Origin of the sequence: Streptomyces sp. NPDC093252, from assembly GCF_040683675.1 — a bacterium.
In the GTDB taxonomy this organism is placed as follows: domain Bacteria; phylum Actinomycetota; class Actinomycetes; order Streptomycetales; family Streptomycetaceae; genus Streptomyces.
On sequence record NZ_JBFBEM010000019.1, the window covers coordinates 126,734 to 142,333 of the forward strand.

Here is a 15,600-nt window from a genome sequence, read left to right on the forward strand (position 1 = left end):
GTCCAACGATTCCCGAAGGAGGTCCCATGGTCCGAGACACGCCACGAAGGGCCGTGATCACCGGCATCGGCGTGACGGCACCGGGAGGCATCGGGACCGACGCGTTCTGGCGGCGCCTGGTCAGCGGCACCCCCGCGACCCGGACGATCAGCCGGTTCGACGCGAGCGGTCATCGGTGCCGGGTTGCCGCTGAGTGCGACTTCGATCCGCTGGCCCACGGACTGACCCGGCAGCAGATCCGCCGCACCGACCGGATGGTGCAGCTCGCGCTGGCCTCGGCCCGCGAAGCCCTGCTCGACAGTGGCCTCACCCTGGACGGCGAACTCGCCGAGCGGGCCGGGGTGGCGATGGGCAGCGCGGTCGGCGGCACGACCACGATGGAGCAGGAGTACGCGGTGCAGTCCGCCGAGGGCCGCTCCTGGCTGGTCGACGCCCGCTACGCCGGTCCGCATCTGTACGACTACTTCGTCCCGACCTCGCTGGCCGCCGAGGTGGCACTGCTCAGCGGGGCGCTGGGCCCGGCGTCGGTGATCTCCACCGGCTGCACCTCCGGTATCGACGCGGTGGGGTACGCCGCCGAGCTGATCCGGGAGGGCACCGCCGAGGTCATGGTGACGGGCGCTTCCGACGCGCCGATCTCCCCCATCACCCTCACCTGCTTCGACGTCATCAAGGCGACCTCGACCCGCAACGACGACCCGGAGACCGCGTGCCGCCCCTTCGACCGCACCCGCAACGGGCTGGTGCTGGGCGAGGGCGCGAGCGTCCTGGTCCTGGAGGAGTACGAGCACGCCCGGCGGCGCGGGGCGACCATCTACGGGGAGGTCGCCGGGTACGCCTCGCGCTGCAACGCGTACCACATGACCGGGCTGAAGACGGACGGGCTGGAGATGTCCGAGGCGATCGACGCGGCGCTGGACGAGGGCCGGCTGAACCCGGTCGACATCGACTACGTCAACGCGCACGGCTCGGGCACCAAGCAGAACGACCGGCACGAGACGGCCGCGGTCAAGCGGAGTCTGGGCGAGCACGCCTACCGGACGCCGATGAGCGGTATCAAGGCGATCGTGGGGCACTCGCTGGGCGCGATCGGGTCGATCGAGATCGCCGCGTGCGCGCTGTCCCTGAAGCACGACGTGGTGGTGCCGACGGCGAATCTGCACGAGCCGGATCCCGAGTGCGACCTCGACTACGTCCCGCACACCGCGCGCGAGCGGCGACTGGACGCGGTGCTGACGGTCGGCAGCGGATTCGGCGGATTCCAGAGCGCGATGGTGCTCACGACGGCGGGACGGGACCGATGACGGACAGGAGAGACCTCACCCGGGACGCGGTGATCACCGGCATCGGGGTCGCCGCGCCGAACGGTATCGGCGCCGAGCAGTACTGGGCGGCCACCCTCAAGGGGATCTCGGCGGTCCGGCCGACCGGCCGGTTCGACGCCTCGGGCTATCCGGTGCGGCTGTCCGCCGAGGTACCGGCGTCCGGGGCGGAGGTGGCCGTGCCCAAGCGGATGCATCCGCAGACCGACCGGCTGACCCGGCTGGCGCTGCTCGCCTCCGACGAGGCGCTCGCGGACGCCGGGATCATCCCGGCCGAGCTGCCCGGCGAGGCGATGGGCACGGCGGTCACCGGGGTCACCGGGGGGCTGGAGTTCGGTCAGCGGCAGCTCCAGCTCCAGTGGGGCACCGGCTGGGAGTCGGTCAGCCCCTATATGTCGTTCGCCTGGTACTACGCCGTGCACACCGGGCAGATCTCGATCCGGCACGGGATGCGGGGGCCGGGCGGGGTGGTGGTCTCCGAGCAGGCGGGCGGCGTCGACTCGCTGTCCTACGCGCGCCGCAGGGTCCGCTCGGGCACCCCGGTGATGACCGCGGGCGGCTTCGACAGCATGCTCTGCCCGTACGGGGTGTCGGTGCTGTCGGCGGCGGACGGGGTGTGCCGGGACGATGATCCGGCGCGGGCGGGGCTGCCGTTCTGCGGGGCGTCGACCGGCTATGTGCCCGGCGAGGGCGGGGCGGTGCTGATCGTGGAGTCCCGCGCGGGGGCGCTGGAGCGGGGCGCTCCGCACCGGTACGGGGTGATCGCGGGGCACGGGTCGGCGTTCGATCCCGACCCGGCCGGGTCCGGGCGGGGGCTGCTGCGGGCGGCCCGTACGGCGCTGCGGGACGCGGGGCTGGGCCCGGACGACATCGGGGTGGTGTTCGCGGACGCGGTGGGCAGCGGGCCCCTGGACCGGGCGGAGGCGGCGGTGCTGGCGGAGCTGTTCGGGGCCCGGCGGGTGCCGGTGAGCGCGCCGAAGGCGCTGGTGGGGCGGTTGCTGTCGGGCGGGTCGGCGCTGGATGTGGTGGCGGCGCTGCTGGCCCTGCGCGACGGTCTGATCCCGGCGGTGCCGGGGCTCGGACCCGAGGACGTCGATCCCCGGGTCAACCTGGTCGTCGGGTCCGAGCCCCGCGCGGAGCGGGTGGACAGCGCGCTGGTCCTGACGCGCGGGCACGGCGGTTTCGCGTCGGCACTGGTGCTGACCCGGCCGTAGGGCGCGGGCGCGGAAGCGGGCGCCGGGACGCGGAAGCGGGGACGCGGAAGCGGACGCGGGGACGCGGGACGCGGACGAAAGGGCGCGGGCGCGGACGAACGGAGGGGGCACGACGGCAGCGTGGTGTGCCGTCGTGCCCCCTCCGTCATGTCCCGGGGTGCCCTGGAGGGCAGACCCCGTCACGCCCCGGGGTGCCCTGGAGGGCAGACCCCGTCACGCCCCGGGGTGCCCTGAGGGGGCAGGCCCCGTCATGCCCCGTGATGCCCGGAGGGCTAGGCCGCCTCGGCGACCTGGTGGTTGACGAGGGACAGCAGATCGGCCGGGGTCTCCACGTCCGTGGTGGCCTCCTCGGGGAGCTTGACGCCGTAGTGGCGTTCGAGGCGGTTGAGGGTGTCGATGACGGCGAGCGAGTCGAAGCCGAGGTCGACCAGGCGGGTGTCGAGGATGTCGCCGGTGAGGTCGAGGCTCTCGTCCTCGCCCGCCGCGCGCAGCAGGAAGTCCTTCAGTTCGTCCAGAGTCAGTGCGGCCATGAGGGGGTCCCTTTCAACTTCGACGGTGGTGGTGGGAGGGCGGGGGGTTCGGGGGGTTCAGGGGGCCTGCGGGGCGGGCCGGGAGGCCCCGGCGGCCTCGACGAAGGCGCGGGCGCGGGCCATCGTCGCCCGGCTGTTGCCGCCGAGCGCCCCGCGGACGGCGGCACGGGCGGCGTCGAGCGAGGCTGGCGGCTCGGGGAGCGCGGCGATGCCCTCGGGGCTGAGCAGGACCTGATGGCGGGCGGTGACCCGGACCACGCCGGGCGCGGTCTCCTCGAACAGCCACTCCCCGTTGTGGGCCTGGAGGGCCGGGGGCAGGGTGGTCTGCTTGTAGACGATCCGCCGGTCCCGTTCGCAGACCCGCCCGGAGACGGTGGTGTGCACGGAGCCGTCGGGCGCCTTGGTGTCCATCCGCAGGACCTGCAACCCCTCGCTGTCCTCGCGCAGATCGAGGGCGGCGACATGGTCGAGCCGCGCGGGCCACTGGTCGGCGTCGTGGAGGAAGGCGTACACCTCGGGGAGCGGTCCGTGGACGGTCTCGGTGTCGGTGAACTCCAGGAGCAGTTCCGCCTCCTCGCCGGAGCGGAGCACCGCGCGCCGCAGATTCTCCAGCTCGGCGGTGCTGTTGTGCTCGACGGCGCGTTCGATCCGGGCGAGGTGGGCGGGGTCGTCGTCCACGGCCCGGTAGTGGTGGTCGAGGACGACGGTGCAGCCGCCGCCGGGCCGCTCCTCGACGCGCCAGGCGCCGCCCATCTCGGCGACCGGGGGCTTCGGGTGGCTCTGGTGGAAGGCGACGCGGCGCCGTTCGGGGTCGAGCACCCGCCGGGACCGCCAGGTGCGCAGTTCGCCGTCGGCGAGGGCCCAGATCCGCAGATGCTCCTCCCGGCCGTCGAAGGAGAGGCGCTCCGCGCGGACGGTGGGCGGGAAGTACAGCGGCCACAGGGTGACATCGGCGACGATCCGGTAGGCGGCCTCCGCGTCCGAGGGCACGTCGATGCGATGGGTGACTTCGGTGAGCGTCACTGCGGCTCCTTGTGCGACGGGTGGGAGGTGGACGGGGCGGGCGGCGACGCGGGGGCACGGGATGCCGGGGCGGGGGACGCCGGGCCGGGGGACTCCGGGGTGCGGGATGCCGGGGCGCGGGACTCCGGGCCGGGGGACGCCGGGGCCGACGGCCGCAGGGCCGCGTGTGCCCTCGCCGCCGCCTCCCGGTCCGCCCCGTCGCCCCGGTGGCGGTCCGGGAGGAGGGGGAGGACCGCGCTGCGGCCCTCGGTGACCGGGGTGCGGCGGCGGGCCAGCATGGTGAGGGTGTTGCCGGGGCCCGTCTCGACGAGGAGGCAGTCGTGGGCGGCCAGCAGGGCCGTCAGGGTGGGGGCGAAGCGGACCGTGCCGGACGCCTGGGACGCCCAGAACTCCGGGTCCAGGGCCTGGTCCGGGGTGAGGACGGCCTCGGTGTAGGCGGAGTAGAGGGTCAGGCGCGGGGGGTGGAGGCGGACCGAGCGCCAGCCGGGCAGCGACGCCTTGACCGCGCCCTCCACGACGGGGCTGTGGAACGCCTGCCGGGCCGGTACCTCGCGGCAGACCGTGCCGCGGGCGTGCAGGGCGCGGGCCGCCCCGGCGAGCGGGGCGCGCTCACCCGCCAGCAGCACCTGGCGGGAGGCGTTGACCGCGGCGAGGTACACGCCCCCGCGCAGCAGATCGGCGACCTCGTCCGGCGCGGCGGACACGGCGAGCATCCCGCCGGGCGGGGTCCGGGCGAACAGCTCGACCCGCTCGCGCATCATCCGTACGCCGTCCGCGAGGTCGACCACCCCGGCCAGGGTGGCGGCGGCGAACTCACCGACGCTGTGCCCGAGCAGCGCGACCGGCCGCACCCCCCACTCCAGCAGCATCCGGCCCAGGGCGTGGCCGACGGCGTACAGCAGCGGCTGGGCGACGGTGACATCGTCGTGGTCCGGCGAGGGGCGTTCGGCGAGCCAGGCGCGGCGCAGCCGGGGGCCGTCGGCGCCGAGCAGCCGGAACGCCTCGTCCATCCAGTGGGTGAACGCCTCCTCGTGGCCGTAGAGTCCCGCGGCCATCCGCGGGTGCTGGGCGCCCTGGCCGGGCAGCAGCAGCGCCACGTCCTTCGGGGTGGGCACAGTCATGGCCGGGTGCCGCCTCTCTCTCCTGCGTCGCGTCGGTGGTCCGGAACGCAGCCTGCGGCAGGGGTGTCGAGCCGCGCCGGAGGACAGTTGGAGCGGCGCTGCGGAGGGCGGGGGTCGAGTCCTGCTCCACGCCTGTTCGAGGCGTGACGGGCAGGGTCGCCCGTATGACCCGTGACGACCCGCCCCCGACCCCTGCCCTGACCGCGTTCCACGAGCAGCGCCCCGACTGGTCCGCCGTGCCGGAGGCGGCGGACGGGCTGGAGCACGCCACCGTCGAGGTGCCCCTGGATTACGCCGACCCCGCCGCCGGGCGGCTGACGATCGCGCTGAGCCGGCGCCGGGCGACCGACCCGGCCCGCCGCCGGGGTGTGCTGCTGGCCGTCAACGGCGGTCCCGGCGGCTACTTCGGCCTGGGCCGGCGCTTCCCCGACGCGCTGGCGGCCACCCCGCTCGCCGAGGTGTACGACCTGATCGGCTTCGACCCGCGCGGCACCGGCGCCTCCACCCCGCTGCTGGCCCTGACCGCCCCGCGCCGGGTGCCCGTCGACTCGCGTCCGCCGGACGCGGTGTTCGCGGACCTCGCCGAGGAGGCGCGGGAGCGGGAGGACGGCAATCAGCGCGGCGGCGGTGCCGCGCGGGCGCACTTCAGCACCCGCAATGTGGCCCGGGACATGGACGTCGTCCGCGCCGCGCTGGGCGAGGACACCGTCAACTACCTCGGCTACACCTACGGCACCTATGTGGGCGCGGTGTTCGGGACGATGTTCCCGGAGCGGCTGGACCGCAGTGTGCTGGACTCCTGTGTGCACCCGGACTGGACCTGGCGCGAGCAGGGCATGGCGCAGGGCGTCGCGCACCGGGAGAACGTGGAGGTGTGGGCCGCCTGGACGGCCGGCCGGGACCGGCACTTCGGTCTGGGCACCTCACCGGCCGCGGTCCTGGAGGCGGTGGAGGAGACCGCCGCCCGGGTGGGCGCCCTGCCGGACGGGGCGCGGCTGCGGACGCTGCTGGACTCGGCGCTCGGCTGGCGGGCCGCGGACCGCTCCCGCTGGGAGCAACTGGGGCTACTGGTGGGCGAGTTGCGGGCGGCGGACGGTCCGGCGGCGGAGAAGGCGCTCGCCGGGGAGCGGCTGTGGCCGCCGGAGGAGACCGGCGAGGTCCGCGGCGGGGTCCTGGACGCGGTCATCCTGGAGAAGGACTGGCCCTCCGACATCGAGACGTACTTCGCCGATGTGCGCCTGTTCCGCGACCGCTACCCGTACGGCTGCGGGGTGACCCGGGCGCAGCCGCTGCCGGGCGCGTTCCGTGCGTTCACCGCGCCGGAGCCGCCCGTGGAGCTGGTCCGGGACGGCTATCCGGCGGGGCTGGTGGTGCACGCGGACGGCGATCCCGTGGATCACTATCCGGGCGGTGCGGCGCTGGCCGAGCGGCTCGGCCACCGACTGGTGACGGTCGTGGACTGCGGCGGGCACGAGATCTACGCCTTCGCCCGCAATCCCGGGGTGGACGCGGTCGTCGAGGCGTATCTGATCGACGGTGTGCTGCCCGCGAGCGATCCGCGCTGCCCGAGCACGGTCCCCCGGCCGCAGATCCCGGCCGACGACAGCTCCCGCTCCACCTCCCGCCCCGATTCCCGCTCCGGCTCCGATTCCGGCTCCGGCTCCGGCTCCGGCTCCGGCTCCCGCCCCTATTCCGACTCCGATTCCGATTCCGGCTCCGAGAGAAGGCTCGTATGACACGCGTTCTGGTCGTCGGCGGGGGGATCGCGGGCCCGGTGGCCGCCATCGCCCTCCAGAAGGCCGGGTTCGACCCGGTCGTGCACGAGGCGTTCGACTGCACCGCCGACCACGCGGGCAACTTCATGAACATCGCGCCCAACGGCCTGGACGCGCTGGAGTGCGTGGGCCTGGACAAGGCGGTGCGGGCGCTGGGCTTCGTCACCCCGGCCATCGCGTTCTACCGCTCCGACGGGCGGCGGCTGACCCGGGACATCTCCACCGAGGCGCAGGCCGGGCGGGGCGCGATCATCCAGACGCTGCGCCGGGCCGATCTGTACCGGACGCTGCGCGAGGAGGTGGCGGCGCGCGGGATCCCCATCCGGTACGGGAAGCGGCTGACGGACGCGGAGCGGCTGGGCGGCGGGGTGCGGGCCCGGTTCGAGGATGGTACGTACGCCGACGGGGATCTGCTGGTCGGCGCGGACGGGATCCGCTCCCGGGTGCGGTCGGTCATCGACCCGGGCGCGCCGGGGCCCCGCTATCTGGGCACGGTGAACGCGTTCGGGGTGTCGCCGGGGCGCCCGCTGGAGGGGACGCCGGGGGTGCTGCGGATGTACTTCGGGCGGCGGAGCTTCTTCATGTCGGCGCAGCATCCGGACGGTGATGTGTGGTGGTTCGCCAATCCGCCGCGCCCGGCCGAGCCGGACGCCGCCGAGCTGCGCCGCCCGGGGCTCGACTGGCGGGAGGAAATCGTGGAGCTGTTCCGCCGGGACGGGATGCCGGCGCTGGACGTGGTGCGGACGTCGACGCAGATCTCGGTGCCGTCGGCCAACTACGACCTGCCGACGGTGCCGCGCTGGCACCGGGACCGGATGGTCCTGGTCGGCGACGCCGCGCACGCGGTCTCGCCGACGGCCGGGCAGGGCGGTTCGGTGGCTCTGGAGGACGCGGTGATCCTCGCCAAGTGCCTCCGGGACGCGCCGGGTGTCGACGCGGGGCTGGTGACGTACGAGCGGGCGCGGCGCGAGCGGGTGGAGGGGATCGTCGCGCAGGGCAAGCGCAATGTGGACGGCAATCTCGCGGGGCCGGTGGGCCGGATGGTGCGGGACTTCTTCATAAGGCGGGCGTTCCGCGGCATCGAGGCCAAGGGCCCGGAGAACACCCCGGTGTGGATGCTCGGCCACCACATCGACTGGGACACCCGCGAGCCCGCAGGCGGGCGGCGCGGCGTACGGACGGGGCGGTGACGGCGGTGTACGGAGCGGAGTTCGCGGAGATCTACGACCTGGTGTACGGGGCGCGCGGCAAGGACTACGCGGGTGAGTGCGCGGAGGTGGTCCGGCAGGTGCGGGCCCGCCGTCCGGGTGCGTCCTCGCTGCTGGACCTGGCCTGCGGGACGGGCGCCCATCTCGGCCTGCTGCGGGAGCGGTTCGCGCGGGTGGAGGGGCTGGAGCTGTCGGAGGCGATGCTCGCGAGGGCGCGGGAGGCGGTGCCGGAGGTGCCCGTCCACCACGGCGACATGCGCGATTTCGCGCTGGGCCGCACCTTTGACGCGGTGATCTGCATGTTCAGCTCGATCGGGTACGTGGGTTCGGTGGCGAATCTGGGGGCGGCGGTGCGGTCCGCCGCCCGGCATCTGGTGCCGGGGGGTGTGCTGCTGCTGGAGCCCTGGTACTTCCCGGAGGCTTTCACGCCGGAGTACATCGCGCACGACGTGGTCCGCACCGGGGACCGGGTCGCGGTGCGGGTGTCGTACTCGGTGCGGGAGGGTGACGAGGTGCCGATCGTGGTGCACTACATCGACGCGCTGAAGGGGCGGGGGATCCGGCACTTCACCGATGTGCACCGGATGTCGCTGTTCACCCGGGACCAGTACCGGGCGGCGTTCGAGGGGGCGGGCTGTTCGGTGGAGTACGTGGAGGGCGGGCCGTTCCGCTGCGGGCTGTTCGTCGGGGTCCGCAAGGACGGCCCGGCGGAGTGATCCGCGGGCACGGGAAAGGGAGGGGGCGCCGGTCGGCGTCCCCTCCCTCTGTGCTGTCGTCAGGCGGTGGTGGCGAGCCGCCACATGTCGCGCAGGGAGGAGCGGAGGTCGTGGCGGGGCCGCCAGCCGAGCAGGGTGGCGGCGAGCCGGTTGTCGGCGCAGGTCCAGGAGCCGCCGAGGCTGACGGTCTCCCGGCGCCGCTCGCGCAGCGTGGCCGCCGGGAACCCGGCTGCCGCCACGAACAGCCGGGCCACGGCGGCGATGTCGGTGGCGGTGCCGCTGCCGATGTTGACGGCCCGGCCGGTCACCCGGGAGGCGACGGCGAGGGCGACCGCGTCGGCGACATCGCGGACGTCGACGAAGTCCCGCCGGGCGTCGGCCACGTCGATGGTCATGGGCTCCCCGGTGCGCAGGGCCTCGGTGAGCTGGCGCAGGAGTCTGCCGGACAGGCTGACCGGCGAGGGGTGGGGCCCGCACACATTGGTCAGCCGCAGCACCATGGCGTCGACGGCGCCGGTCCGGGCCGCCGCCAGGACGGCGCTGGACCCGGCGAGTTTGCTGCGGGTGTAGTCGGTGGCGGGGCGCGGCGGACGGGTCTCGGCGACGACGGTGCCCCAGGGGGTCTCGCCGTATTCGAGGATGGTGCCCAGATGCACCAGGCGGATCCGCCGGGGCAGTCCGGCCGCGGCGGCGACGAGGCGTTCCACGAGGTCGACGTTGAGCCGGGTCAGCGCGGGTTCCCCGACGGTCCAGCCGTCGGTGGCGTTGGCGGCGTCGGTGGCGTTGACGACGGCGGTGGTCCCGAAGTCCGCGAGCAGGGACCGCAGTTCGGCGGTCGGGGCCCCGGCGAGGTCGAGCGGGACGAAGGGGTGCCCGGCGAGAGAGGGCACGGGCCGCCGGGCGACGACGAGGATCTCGGCGCCCGCCCGGGTCAGTTCCGCGCACACATGCCGGCCCACCCAGCCGGTGCCGCCGAGCACGGCGACCCGCGCGGGCGGCCCCGCCGGGTGACCGGTCACCGGGGTGCCCGGCGCGGTGTGCGGCGGTGCACGCGGCGATGCAGGCCGGGGCTCGTGCACCGGCTCGCGCGGCGGTTCACACGGCGGCCCGTCCACCGGCCCGTGCGCCGGCCCGCGGGGCGGTTCACGCGCCGACTCGCGCGTCGGCTCGGGCGTCGGCTCGGGCGTCGGCTCGGGCGTCGACCAGGTCTTCCAGGACAGCGACCGTCCGCAGCGGCGAGGGCTGGGCGGCGATGTCGTCGCGCACGGCGAGGGCGCGGGCGCGCCGCCCGGGGTCGTCGAGCAGGGTGCGGCACGCCTCGCGCAGGGTGTCGGGGGTGAGGGCGGCGGGCGCCAGCTCGATGGCGCCGCCGTGCTCGGTGAGCCGCCGGATCTCGGTGAGCGGCTTGCCCGGGCCGGGGACGACGACCTGCGGCAGGCCCTGCACGGAGCAGGCCATCATGGTGCCGGGTCCGCCGTGGTGCACGGCGAGGTCGCAGCCGGGCAGGACGGCGGTCAGCGACTGCCATCCGGCGGCGACTACGTTGCCGGGCAACTCCCCGAGCCGCGGCAGCAGATGGTCGGCGACGGCGACGACCAGTTCGACGGGGAGTTCGGCGACCGCCCGCAGCATCCGCCCCAGCGCGGGCAGCCCGCCGATCTGCGGCTGCACGGAGCCCAGCGTCACCAGCACCCGGGGCGCGTCACCGGGGCGCAGCGACCAGGCGGGCACCGCGCCGGGCTCGCCGTAGGGCACGTACCGCAGGGGGACCGCGCCGTCGGCGGCGCCGCCCATCAGGGGCGGGCAGTTGTCGAGGACGAGGTCGGGGGCGGGCAGGACGTCGAGGCCGCACTCCTTGGTCTCCGGGGCGAGTTCCCGGGCCACGGCGTCCACGATCGGCAGATCGCCGGGGCCGACGGTGTGCTTGACCCAGGGCACGCCGTGCTCGGCGGCGGCCAGCGCGGCGGCGCCGAACGAGTACGACTCGGTGACGACCAGGTCGGGCCGCCAGGTGGCGACGAGGGCGCGGGTGCGCTCCAGGGTGCGGGTGGCGAGCCGGGCGAAGCCGGAGCCGATGCCGTCGGCGAGTTCCTCGTCGGTGTCGGGGACCTTCAGCGGGTTGCCGTCGCGGTCGCGGCCCATGACCTCGCCCATGTCGAGGGGGCCGTGGACCGGGGCCATGCGCAGTCCGGCGCCGCGGATCACCGGTTCGAAGCTCTCGGGGGCCGCGACCAGCACCTGGTGCCCGGCCGCGTGCAGCGCCCAGGCGAGCGGGACGACGGGGAAGAAGAGGGGGTGGGCGGGGCCGGTGTTGACCAGGATCTTCATCTGTGTGCACCTCGCTGGGGCTGGCTGGGGGACTCACGGGGAAGGCCGGGGGGACACTCAGCCGCGCGGGGTCCGGTGGGCCGGGCGTACCGCCGGGTGCGCCGGTCCGACGACGCTCAGCCGCGCGCGGGGTCCGGTGGGCCGGGCGTACGGCCGGGTGTGCCCGGGCCGGCGGCGGTCAGCCGCGCGCGGGGTCCGGGGCGGCCGGCGAGGGCCGCCTCCGCCGCCAGGCACCGGTGGTAGTCGGGCAGCAGGCCGCGCGCGCGGGCCTCGGTGAGGGTCGGCGCGATCCGGTCCCGCTCGGACAGCAGCTTCGCCGCGCTGTCGGGCAGCGGCAGCCCCAGCGCGGGATCGAGGACGGACACGGCCAGTTCCTGGGCGGCCACGTACTCGGTGGACATGGTGTAGGCCATGACGGTGTCGTCGGTGAGCGCGGCGAAGGCGTGGCCCACGCCGACCGGGAGGTAGAGGGCGCGGAAGTGCTCGGTGTCCAGGAGCACGCTGTCCCACTGCCCGAAGGTGGGCGAGCCGGTCCGCAGGTCGATCACGAAGTCCCGGGCCCGGCCGCGCGGGCAGTACACGTACTTCGCGGTGCCGGGCGGCACGGTGGTGTAGTGGATGCCGCGGACGACGCCCTCGCGGGAGCTGCTGAAGCTGATCTGGGAGACCGGGAAGAGCCGTCTCCCGGTCGCCTCGGCGAGGACGCTCTCCTGGAACGGCGAGACGAACAGCCCCCGCTCGTCCCGGTACACGGGGGGCGTGAACTCCAGGGCCCCGGCCACTTTCAGTGAACGCGTCTGCATGGCCGCTTCCCTGTTCCTTCCGCCCGGCGCCCGGCAACGCGGACCAGCCTCGGCGCGCCGGCTCGAAGCCGGGTGGACGCGCGGTGGAGGAAGGCACGGAGTATGGCCGATCCCCTGGTATCGCGGCCGGAAGATGACCTCGATCTGGCTAGCCTTCCTCACATGGAGACCACAGTTTCGCTCCGTGCCCTGGGCCGGGCCACCCTGTCACGGCAGTTGCTGCTGGACCGGGCCGGCCGCACCCCGCTCGACGTGATCCACCGGCTGGCGGGCCTCCAGGCGCAGGATCCCGATCCGCCGTACATCGGCCTGTGGAACCGGATACCGGGGTTCCTCCAGGAGGATCTGACCCAACTGCTCCAGGAGCGGCGGGTGGTCCGCTCCACCCTGTACCGGGGCACCCAGCACCTGGTCACCGCCGACGACTACCGGTGGCTGCGCCCGGTGCTCCAGCCGATGCTGGACCGCTGGCAGAAGGGCGCCTGGGGCCGGGTGACCGCCGGTCTGGACCTGGCCGAACTCACCGGCGCGGTGCGGGACCTGCTCGCCGCCGGGCCGCTGACCCGGCCGGAGCTGGCCGCGGCGCTCGGGGAGCGGTGGCCCGACCGGGACGCGGTGGGCCTGGCCCGTTCGGCGCAGGCCCTGCTGGCGATCGTGCATCCGCCGCCGGACGGTGTCTGGGGGCGGCGGGGGACGACGCCGTACACCCTCGCCGAGCGGTGGCTCGGGCGGTCGCTGGAGACGGCGCCGCCGGTGGAGCGGCTGGTGCTGCGGTACCTCGCGGCGTTCGGCCCGGCCACGGTCCGCGATGTCCAGGCGTGGAGCGGGATGACCCGGCTGCGCGAGGTCGTCGAGCGGCTGAGGCCCCACCTGGTGATCCTGAGGGGCGGGTCGGGCCAGGAGCTGTTCGATCTGCCGGACGCGCCGCGCCCCGGCGCGGACCACCCGGCGCCCGTGCGGTTCTTGGCGCTCCTGGACAACGTGCTCCTGGCGTGGGCGGACCGGGACCGGATGCTCGACCCGGACCGCCGGGTCCCGGTCAGTGTGGAACCGGCACTGATCGTGGACGGGCGGGTACACGCCCGGTGGCGGATCCGGCACGACCGGGACGACGGAGCGGCCTTGGTGATCCGGCCGTTCGAGCCGCTGCCGCGCGCCGCCCGGGACGAGATCGGGGAGGAGGGCATGGACCTGTTGAGGTTCGCCGCGCCGAAGGCGGCAACGCACAACATCGAGATTCACCCGATCGAATGAAAGTGAGGTCGAGCCGGAACGGGAACACCTGAAAAGTCGTCGCCCATTCGCCGGTGTCGGCAAACTCCACCGGCAGCGGGTTGCGACCGATAAAGAAACGGCAATGTACACCTTGTCCGCCTGGGTGAACGTATTGAGCCAGACTCAAGCGTCGTGCTTGAGGCTCGCTTGGGGAATCAGCAGGATGATCGTTAGACAACACTGCTCACCTGCGGCGCTTCACCATCATCAGGCGCAAGGCACCACCCGGGATGCCCGAACCACGGGAACATCCAGCAGAAGAATCAACCTGGGGGAAAGCATGCACGTACGACTTCTGGGAGAGCTAAAGACAGTCCTGAACAATACTTCGATCGCTCCCACAGCGGCTAAACCCCGCCAGGTACTGGCGCTATTGGCTCTGAATGCCGGGCATATCGTGTCCGTACAGAACCTCGTCGAGGAACTGTGGGGCCACCACCCCCCGTCCAGCGTCCGTACCACGCTCCAGACGTACATCCTGCAACTGCGCAAGCTGATCGACTCCGCCCTCCCCAAGGGCTCCGCCCGCACCGCCAAGGACATCCTGGTCACCCGGTTCGACGGCTATCTCCTCGACATCCCGCCGGAGAACGTGGATGTGTGCTGTTACGAGCAGCTCGCGAAGGCCGGCCACCAGGCGATGGCCAAGGGCGACCACGAGTCGGTGTCGCAGTTGCTCGCCACCGCGCTCGGCAAGTGGCAGAGCAAGGCCCTGGTCGATGTCCGCATCGGGCCGCTGCTCTCCATCGAGGTGGCCCGGCTGGAGGAGAGCCGGCTCAACGTCCTGGAGAACCGCATCGGCGCGGACATCCAACTGGGCCGCCATCAGGCCGTCCTCAGCGAGCTGACCGTGCTCACCGCCCAGCAGCCCATGCACGAGAACCTGTGCGCGCACTACATGGTGAGCCTCTACCGCTCCGGCCGGCAGTGGCAGGCGCTGCACGCCTACAAGACCCTGCGCAACACGCTCAACAAGGAGCTGGGTGTCGAACCCTCCCTGAGACTGCGCAAGTTGCAGCAGGCGGTGCTGCGTTCGGATCCGCGACTGGAGGAGTTCCTCGAACCCGCCCCGGACCGCCGCCAGTTCAGCCACGCCTGAGCCCGTGCGGTCACCGCTGCCGCCCACGCCCTTGACGACCCCAAGGAGAGACGCATGAGCACGAGGGAAGCGAACGCCGAGGAATACGTCGAGATCCTGCGCTTCTACGCCCGGCAGATGAATCTGCTCGACCGCCTCGATCTCGACGGGTACGCCGGTACGTTCACCCCGGACGGGGTGACCCACCATATGCACCACGGCACCGAGCTGAAGGGCCGCGACGCCCTGCTCGCCCATGCCCGCAAGGCGCTCCCGCGCTACCGCGAGGTGACCGCCCGGCACTGGAACGACCACTATCTGGTGGACGTGGCGCCGGACGGCGTCCTGCACGTCGGCTACACCTCGCTGGTGACGGTCACCGACGCCGAGGGACAGGTCCGCTTCGAGTCGACGTTCGCGGTCACGGACGAACTGGTCCGCCAGGAGGGCCGGCTGCTCACCCGGTCGCGGACGATTCTGCGGGACCGTCCCGCGTCCGGATGACCGGCGGGCCCAACTGACCGGGGCCGCAGGGCCCGACCTCGCCGGCCTCAGCAGGGCTGCGGCTGCGCGCTCACCTTCGTCAGATGGGAGGTGGCCGGCGTGGTCCCCAGTTCGACGCCGTCCGCGTCGTAGTAGGTCCCCTCTCCGGTGGAGGTGAACTCCGAGGCGTTCGGCAGCACCGCGGCGTGCGAGAAGCTCAGAAAGCCGGTGGTGGTGCCGGAGCCATCGAAGAAACGTTCCACTCCTTGGAAGGCGAAGGCCGACGGCCCGGTACGCCACCAGCGTCCCGAGCCGTCGGCACCCCCGCTCGGCCCCGGCGGCTGGGAGGCGCACATCGTGCCGTCCGCGAGGAACGACATGGTGGCCGCGACCTGCGTACCGGCGAAAGTGATGGTTCCGGACCACAGCCCCACGGGCGCGGTCGACCGCGGACGCCGCTCGCCGGAGCCCTCGCCGGACCCCTCGGCCGTGGCCGTGCCCGGCAGGGCCACCGCCAGGGACAGCCCCAGCGCACCGCCCGCCACCGCCCGCGACCAGCGGCGCCGCCCGGCGCCCGCGGCCACCGGCCCGGAGCCCCCCGGCCCCGTACCGGCGGGCCCGCCGCCCGCTCTCCCGCCCGGTCCCCCGCCGCTCCTCATCCCACTTCTCCCCATCAGGGGCACCCCCTCGTCCGTCCATGGCCGGCCCGTGCCGACATTTCCGG

Annotated in this window: 15 protein-coding genes; 8 read left to right on the forward strand and 7 right to left on the reverse strand. The window is 74.0% G+C overall.

The window, feature by feature from the left end; all coding sequences use genetic code 11:
* The first annotated feature begins 26 nt into the window (after positions 1–26).
* Entirely contained in the window at positions 27–1,304 is a 1,278-nt protein-coding gene (locus AB0O01_RS32710; protein ID WP_365319148.1) for a beta-ketoacyl-[acyl-carrier-protein] synthase family protein, read from the forward strand.
* Complete coding sequence (locus tag AB0O01_RS32715; RefSeq protein WP_365319149.1) at positions 1,301–2,536, forward strand: beta-ketoacyl synthase N-terminal-like domain-containing protein; 1,236 nt, start codon at positions 1,301–1,303, stop codon at positions 2,534–2,536. The genes AB0O01_RS32710 and AB0O01_RS32715 overlap by 4 nt, the downstream gene beginning before the upstream one ends.
* 272 nt (positions 2,537–2,808) lie before the next feature.
* Here AB0O01_RS32715 and AB0O01_RS32720 read toward each other — a convergent pair whose 3' ends face one another.
* From AB0O01_RS32720 to AB0O01_RS32730, 3 genes are read right to left on the reverse strand one after another with little or no spacing between them, the layout of a single operon-like run.
* Positions 2,809–3,066: an acyl carrier protein gene (locus tag AB0O01_RS32720; RefSeq protein ID WP_365319151.1), complete on the reverse strand. Its 258-nt coding sequence runs from the start codon at positions 3,064–3,066 to the stop codon at positions 2,809–2,811.
* A 57-nt stretch (positions 3,067–3,123) separates the two neighbouring features.
* Positions 3,124–4,089 carry an aromatase/cyclase gene (locus AB0O01_RS32725; protein ID WP_365319153.1) on the reverse strand — a complete coding sequence of 322 codons (966 nt, stop codon included), beginning with the start codon at positions 4,087–4,089 and terminating at the stop codon, positions 3,124–3,126.
* Positions 4,086–5,210, reverse strand: a complete 1,125-nt coding sequence (locus AB0O01_RS32730) for an acyltransferase domain-containing protein (RefSeq protein ID WP_365319155.1) — start codon at positions 5,208–5,210, stop codon at positions 4,086–4,088. The genes AB0O01_RS32725 and AB0O01_RS32730 overlap by 4 nt, the downstream gene beginning before the upstream one ends.
* A 164-nt stretch (positions 5,211–5,374) precedes the next feature.
* On the opposite strand from AB0O01_RS32730, the gene AB0O01_RS32735 reads away from it, so the two are divergent.
* The 3 genes from AB0O01_RS32735 to AB0O01_RS32745 are packed head-to-tail and all read left to right on the forward strand — an operon-like array spanning position 5,375 to position 8,909.
* Positions 5,375–6,946 (forward strand): alpha/beta fold hydrolase, encoded by a 1,572-nt coding sequence (locus AB0O01_RS32735; RefSeq protein ID WP_365319157.1) that lies wholly within the window; start codon positions 5,375–5,377, stop codon positions 6,944–6,946.
* Entirely contained in the window at positions 6,943–8,175 is a 1,233-nt protein-coding gene (locus tag AB0O01_RS32740; RefSeq protein ID WP_365319158.1) for an NAD(P)/FAD-dependent oxidoreductase, read from the forward strand. Before AB0O01_RS32735 ends, AB0O01_RS32740 begins: the two co-directional genes overlap by 4 nt.
* Complete coding sequence (locus AB0O01_RS32745) at positions 8,172–8,909, forward strand: class I SAM-dependent methyltransferase (protein WP_365319160.1); 738 nt, start codon at positions 8,172–8,174, stop codon at positions 8,907–8,909. Before AB0O01_RS32740 ends, AB0O01_RS32745 begins: the two co-directional genes overlap by 4 nt.
* A 59-nt stretch (positions 8,910–8,968) precedes the next feature.
* Here the strand turns inward: AB0O01_RS32745 and AB0O01_RS32750 are convergent, their stop codons facing one another.
* From AB0O01_RS32750 to rfbC, 3 genes are all read right to left on the reverse strand, one after another.
* Positions 8,969–9,928, reverse strand: a complete 960-nt coding sequence (locus AB0O01_RS32750; protein ID WP_365319161.1) for an NAD(P)-dependent oxidoreductase — start codon at positions 9,926–9,928, stop codon at positions 8,969–8,971.
* A 124-nt stretch (positions 9,929–10,052) separates the two neighbouring features.
* Positions 10,053–11,237, reverse strand: coding sequence for a nucleotide disphospho-sugar-binding domain-containing protein (locus tag AB0O01_RS32755; RefSeq protein ID WP_365319163.1), 1,185 nt, complete (start codon positions 11,235–11,237; stop codon positions 10,053–10,055).
* A 116-nt stretch (positions 11,238–11,353) separates the two neighbouring features.
* Entirely contained in the window at positions 11,354–12,040 is a 687-nt protein-coding gene (gene rfbC, locus AB0O01_RS32760; protein WP_365319165.1) for a dTDP-4-dehydrorhamnose 3,5-epimerase, read from the reverse strand.
* Positions 12,041–12,202: 162 nt separating this feature from the next.
* Here rfbC and AB0O01_RS32765 point away from each other — a divergent pair, with 162 nt between their 5' ends.
* From AB0O01_RS32765 to AB0O01_RS32775, 3 genes are all read left to right on the forward strand, one after another.
* On the forward strand, positions 12,203–13,294 hold the full coding sequence (locus AB0O01_RS32765; RefSeq protein ID WP_365319166.1) for a winged helix DNA-binding domain-containing protein: 1,092 nt from the start codon (positions 12,203–12,205) through the stop codon (positions 13,292–13,294).
* 301 nt (positions 13,295–13,595) lie between these two features.
* Positions 13,596–14,414: an AfsR/SARP family transcriptional regulator gene (locus AB0O01_RS32770; RefSeq protein ID WP_355747094.1), complete on the forward strand. Its 819-nt coding sequence runs from the start codon at positions 13,596–13,598 to the stop codon at positions 14,412–14,414.
* Between the two features lie 54 nt (positions 14,415–14,468).
* Entirely contained in the window at positions 14,469–14,897 is a 429-nt protein-coding gene (locus AB0O01_RS32775) for a nuclear transport factor 2 family protein (RefSeq protein WP_365319168.1), read from the forward strand.
* Between the two features lie 47 nt (positions 14,898–14,944).
* Here the strand turns inward: AB0O01_RS32775 and AB0O01_RS32780 are convergent, their stop codons facing one another.
* On the reverse strand, positions 14,945–15,535 hold the full coding sequence (locus tag AB0O01_RS32780; RefSeq protein WP_365319169.1) for a hypothetical protein: 591 nt from the start codon (positions 15,533–15,535) through the stop codon (positions 14,945–14,947).
* Positions 15,536–15,600 lie beyond the last annotated feature (65 nt).

Coding starts and splice junctions, on each gene's coding strand:
- AB0O01_RS32710 (WP_365319148.1), top strand. CDS start 27: ATGGTCCGAGACACGCCACGAAGGGCCGTGATCACCGGCATCGGCGTG.
- AB0O01_RS32715 (WP_365319149.1), top strand. CDS start 1,301: ATGACGGACAGGAGAGACCTCACCCGGGACGCGGTGATCACCGGCATC.
- AB0O01_RS32720 (WP_365319151.1), bottom strand. CDS start 3,066: ATGGCCGCACTGACTCTGGACGAACTGAAGGACTTCCTGCTGCGCGCG.
- AB0O01_RS32730 (WP_365319155.1), bottom strand. CDS start 5,210: ATGACTGTGCCCACCCCGAAGGACGTGGCGCTGCTGCTGCCCGGCCAG.
- AB0O01_RS32735 (WP_365319157.1), top strand. CDS start 5,375: ATGACCCGTGACGACCCGCCCCCGACCCCTGCCCTGACCGCGTTCCAC.
- AB0O01_RS32740 (WP_365319158.1), top strand. CDS start 6,943: ATGACACGCGTTCTGGTCGTCGGCGGGGGGATCGCGGGCCCGGTGGCC.
- AB0O01_RS32755 (WP_365319163.1), bottom strand. CDS start 11,237: ATGAAGATCCTGGTCAACACCGGCCCCGCCCACCCCCTCTTCTTCCCC.
- rfbC (WP_365319165.1), bottom strand. CDS start 12,040: ATGCAGACGCGTTCACTGAAAGTGGCCGGGGCCCTGGAGTTCACGCCC.
- AB0O01_RS32765 (WP_365319166.1), top strand. CDS start 12,203: ATGGAGACCACAGTTTCGCTCCGTGCCCTGGGCCGGGCCACCCTGTCA.
- AB0O01_RS32770 (WP_355747094.1), top strand. CDS start 13,596: ATGCACGTACGACTTCTGGGAGAGCTAAAGACAGTCCTGAACAATACT.
- AB0O01_RS32775 (WP_365319168.1), top strand. CDS start 14,469: ATGAGCACGAGGGAAGCGAACGCCGAGGAATACGTCGAGATCCTGCGC.
- AB0O01_RS32780 (WP_365319169.1), bottom strand. CDS start 15,535: ATGAGGAGCGGCGGGGGACCGGGCGGGAGAGCGGGCGGCGGGCCCGCC.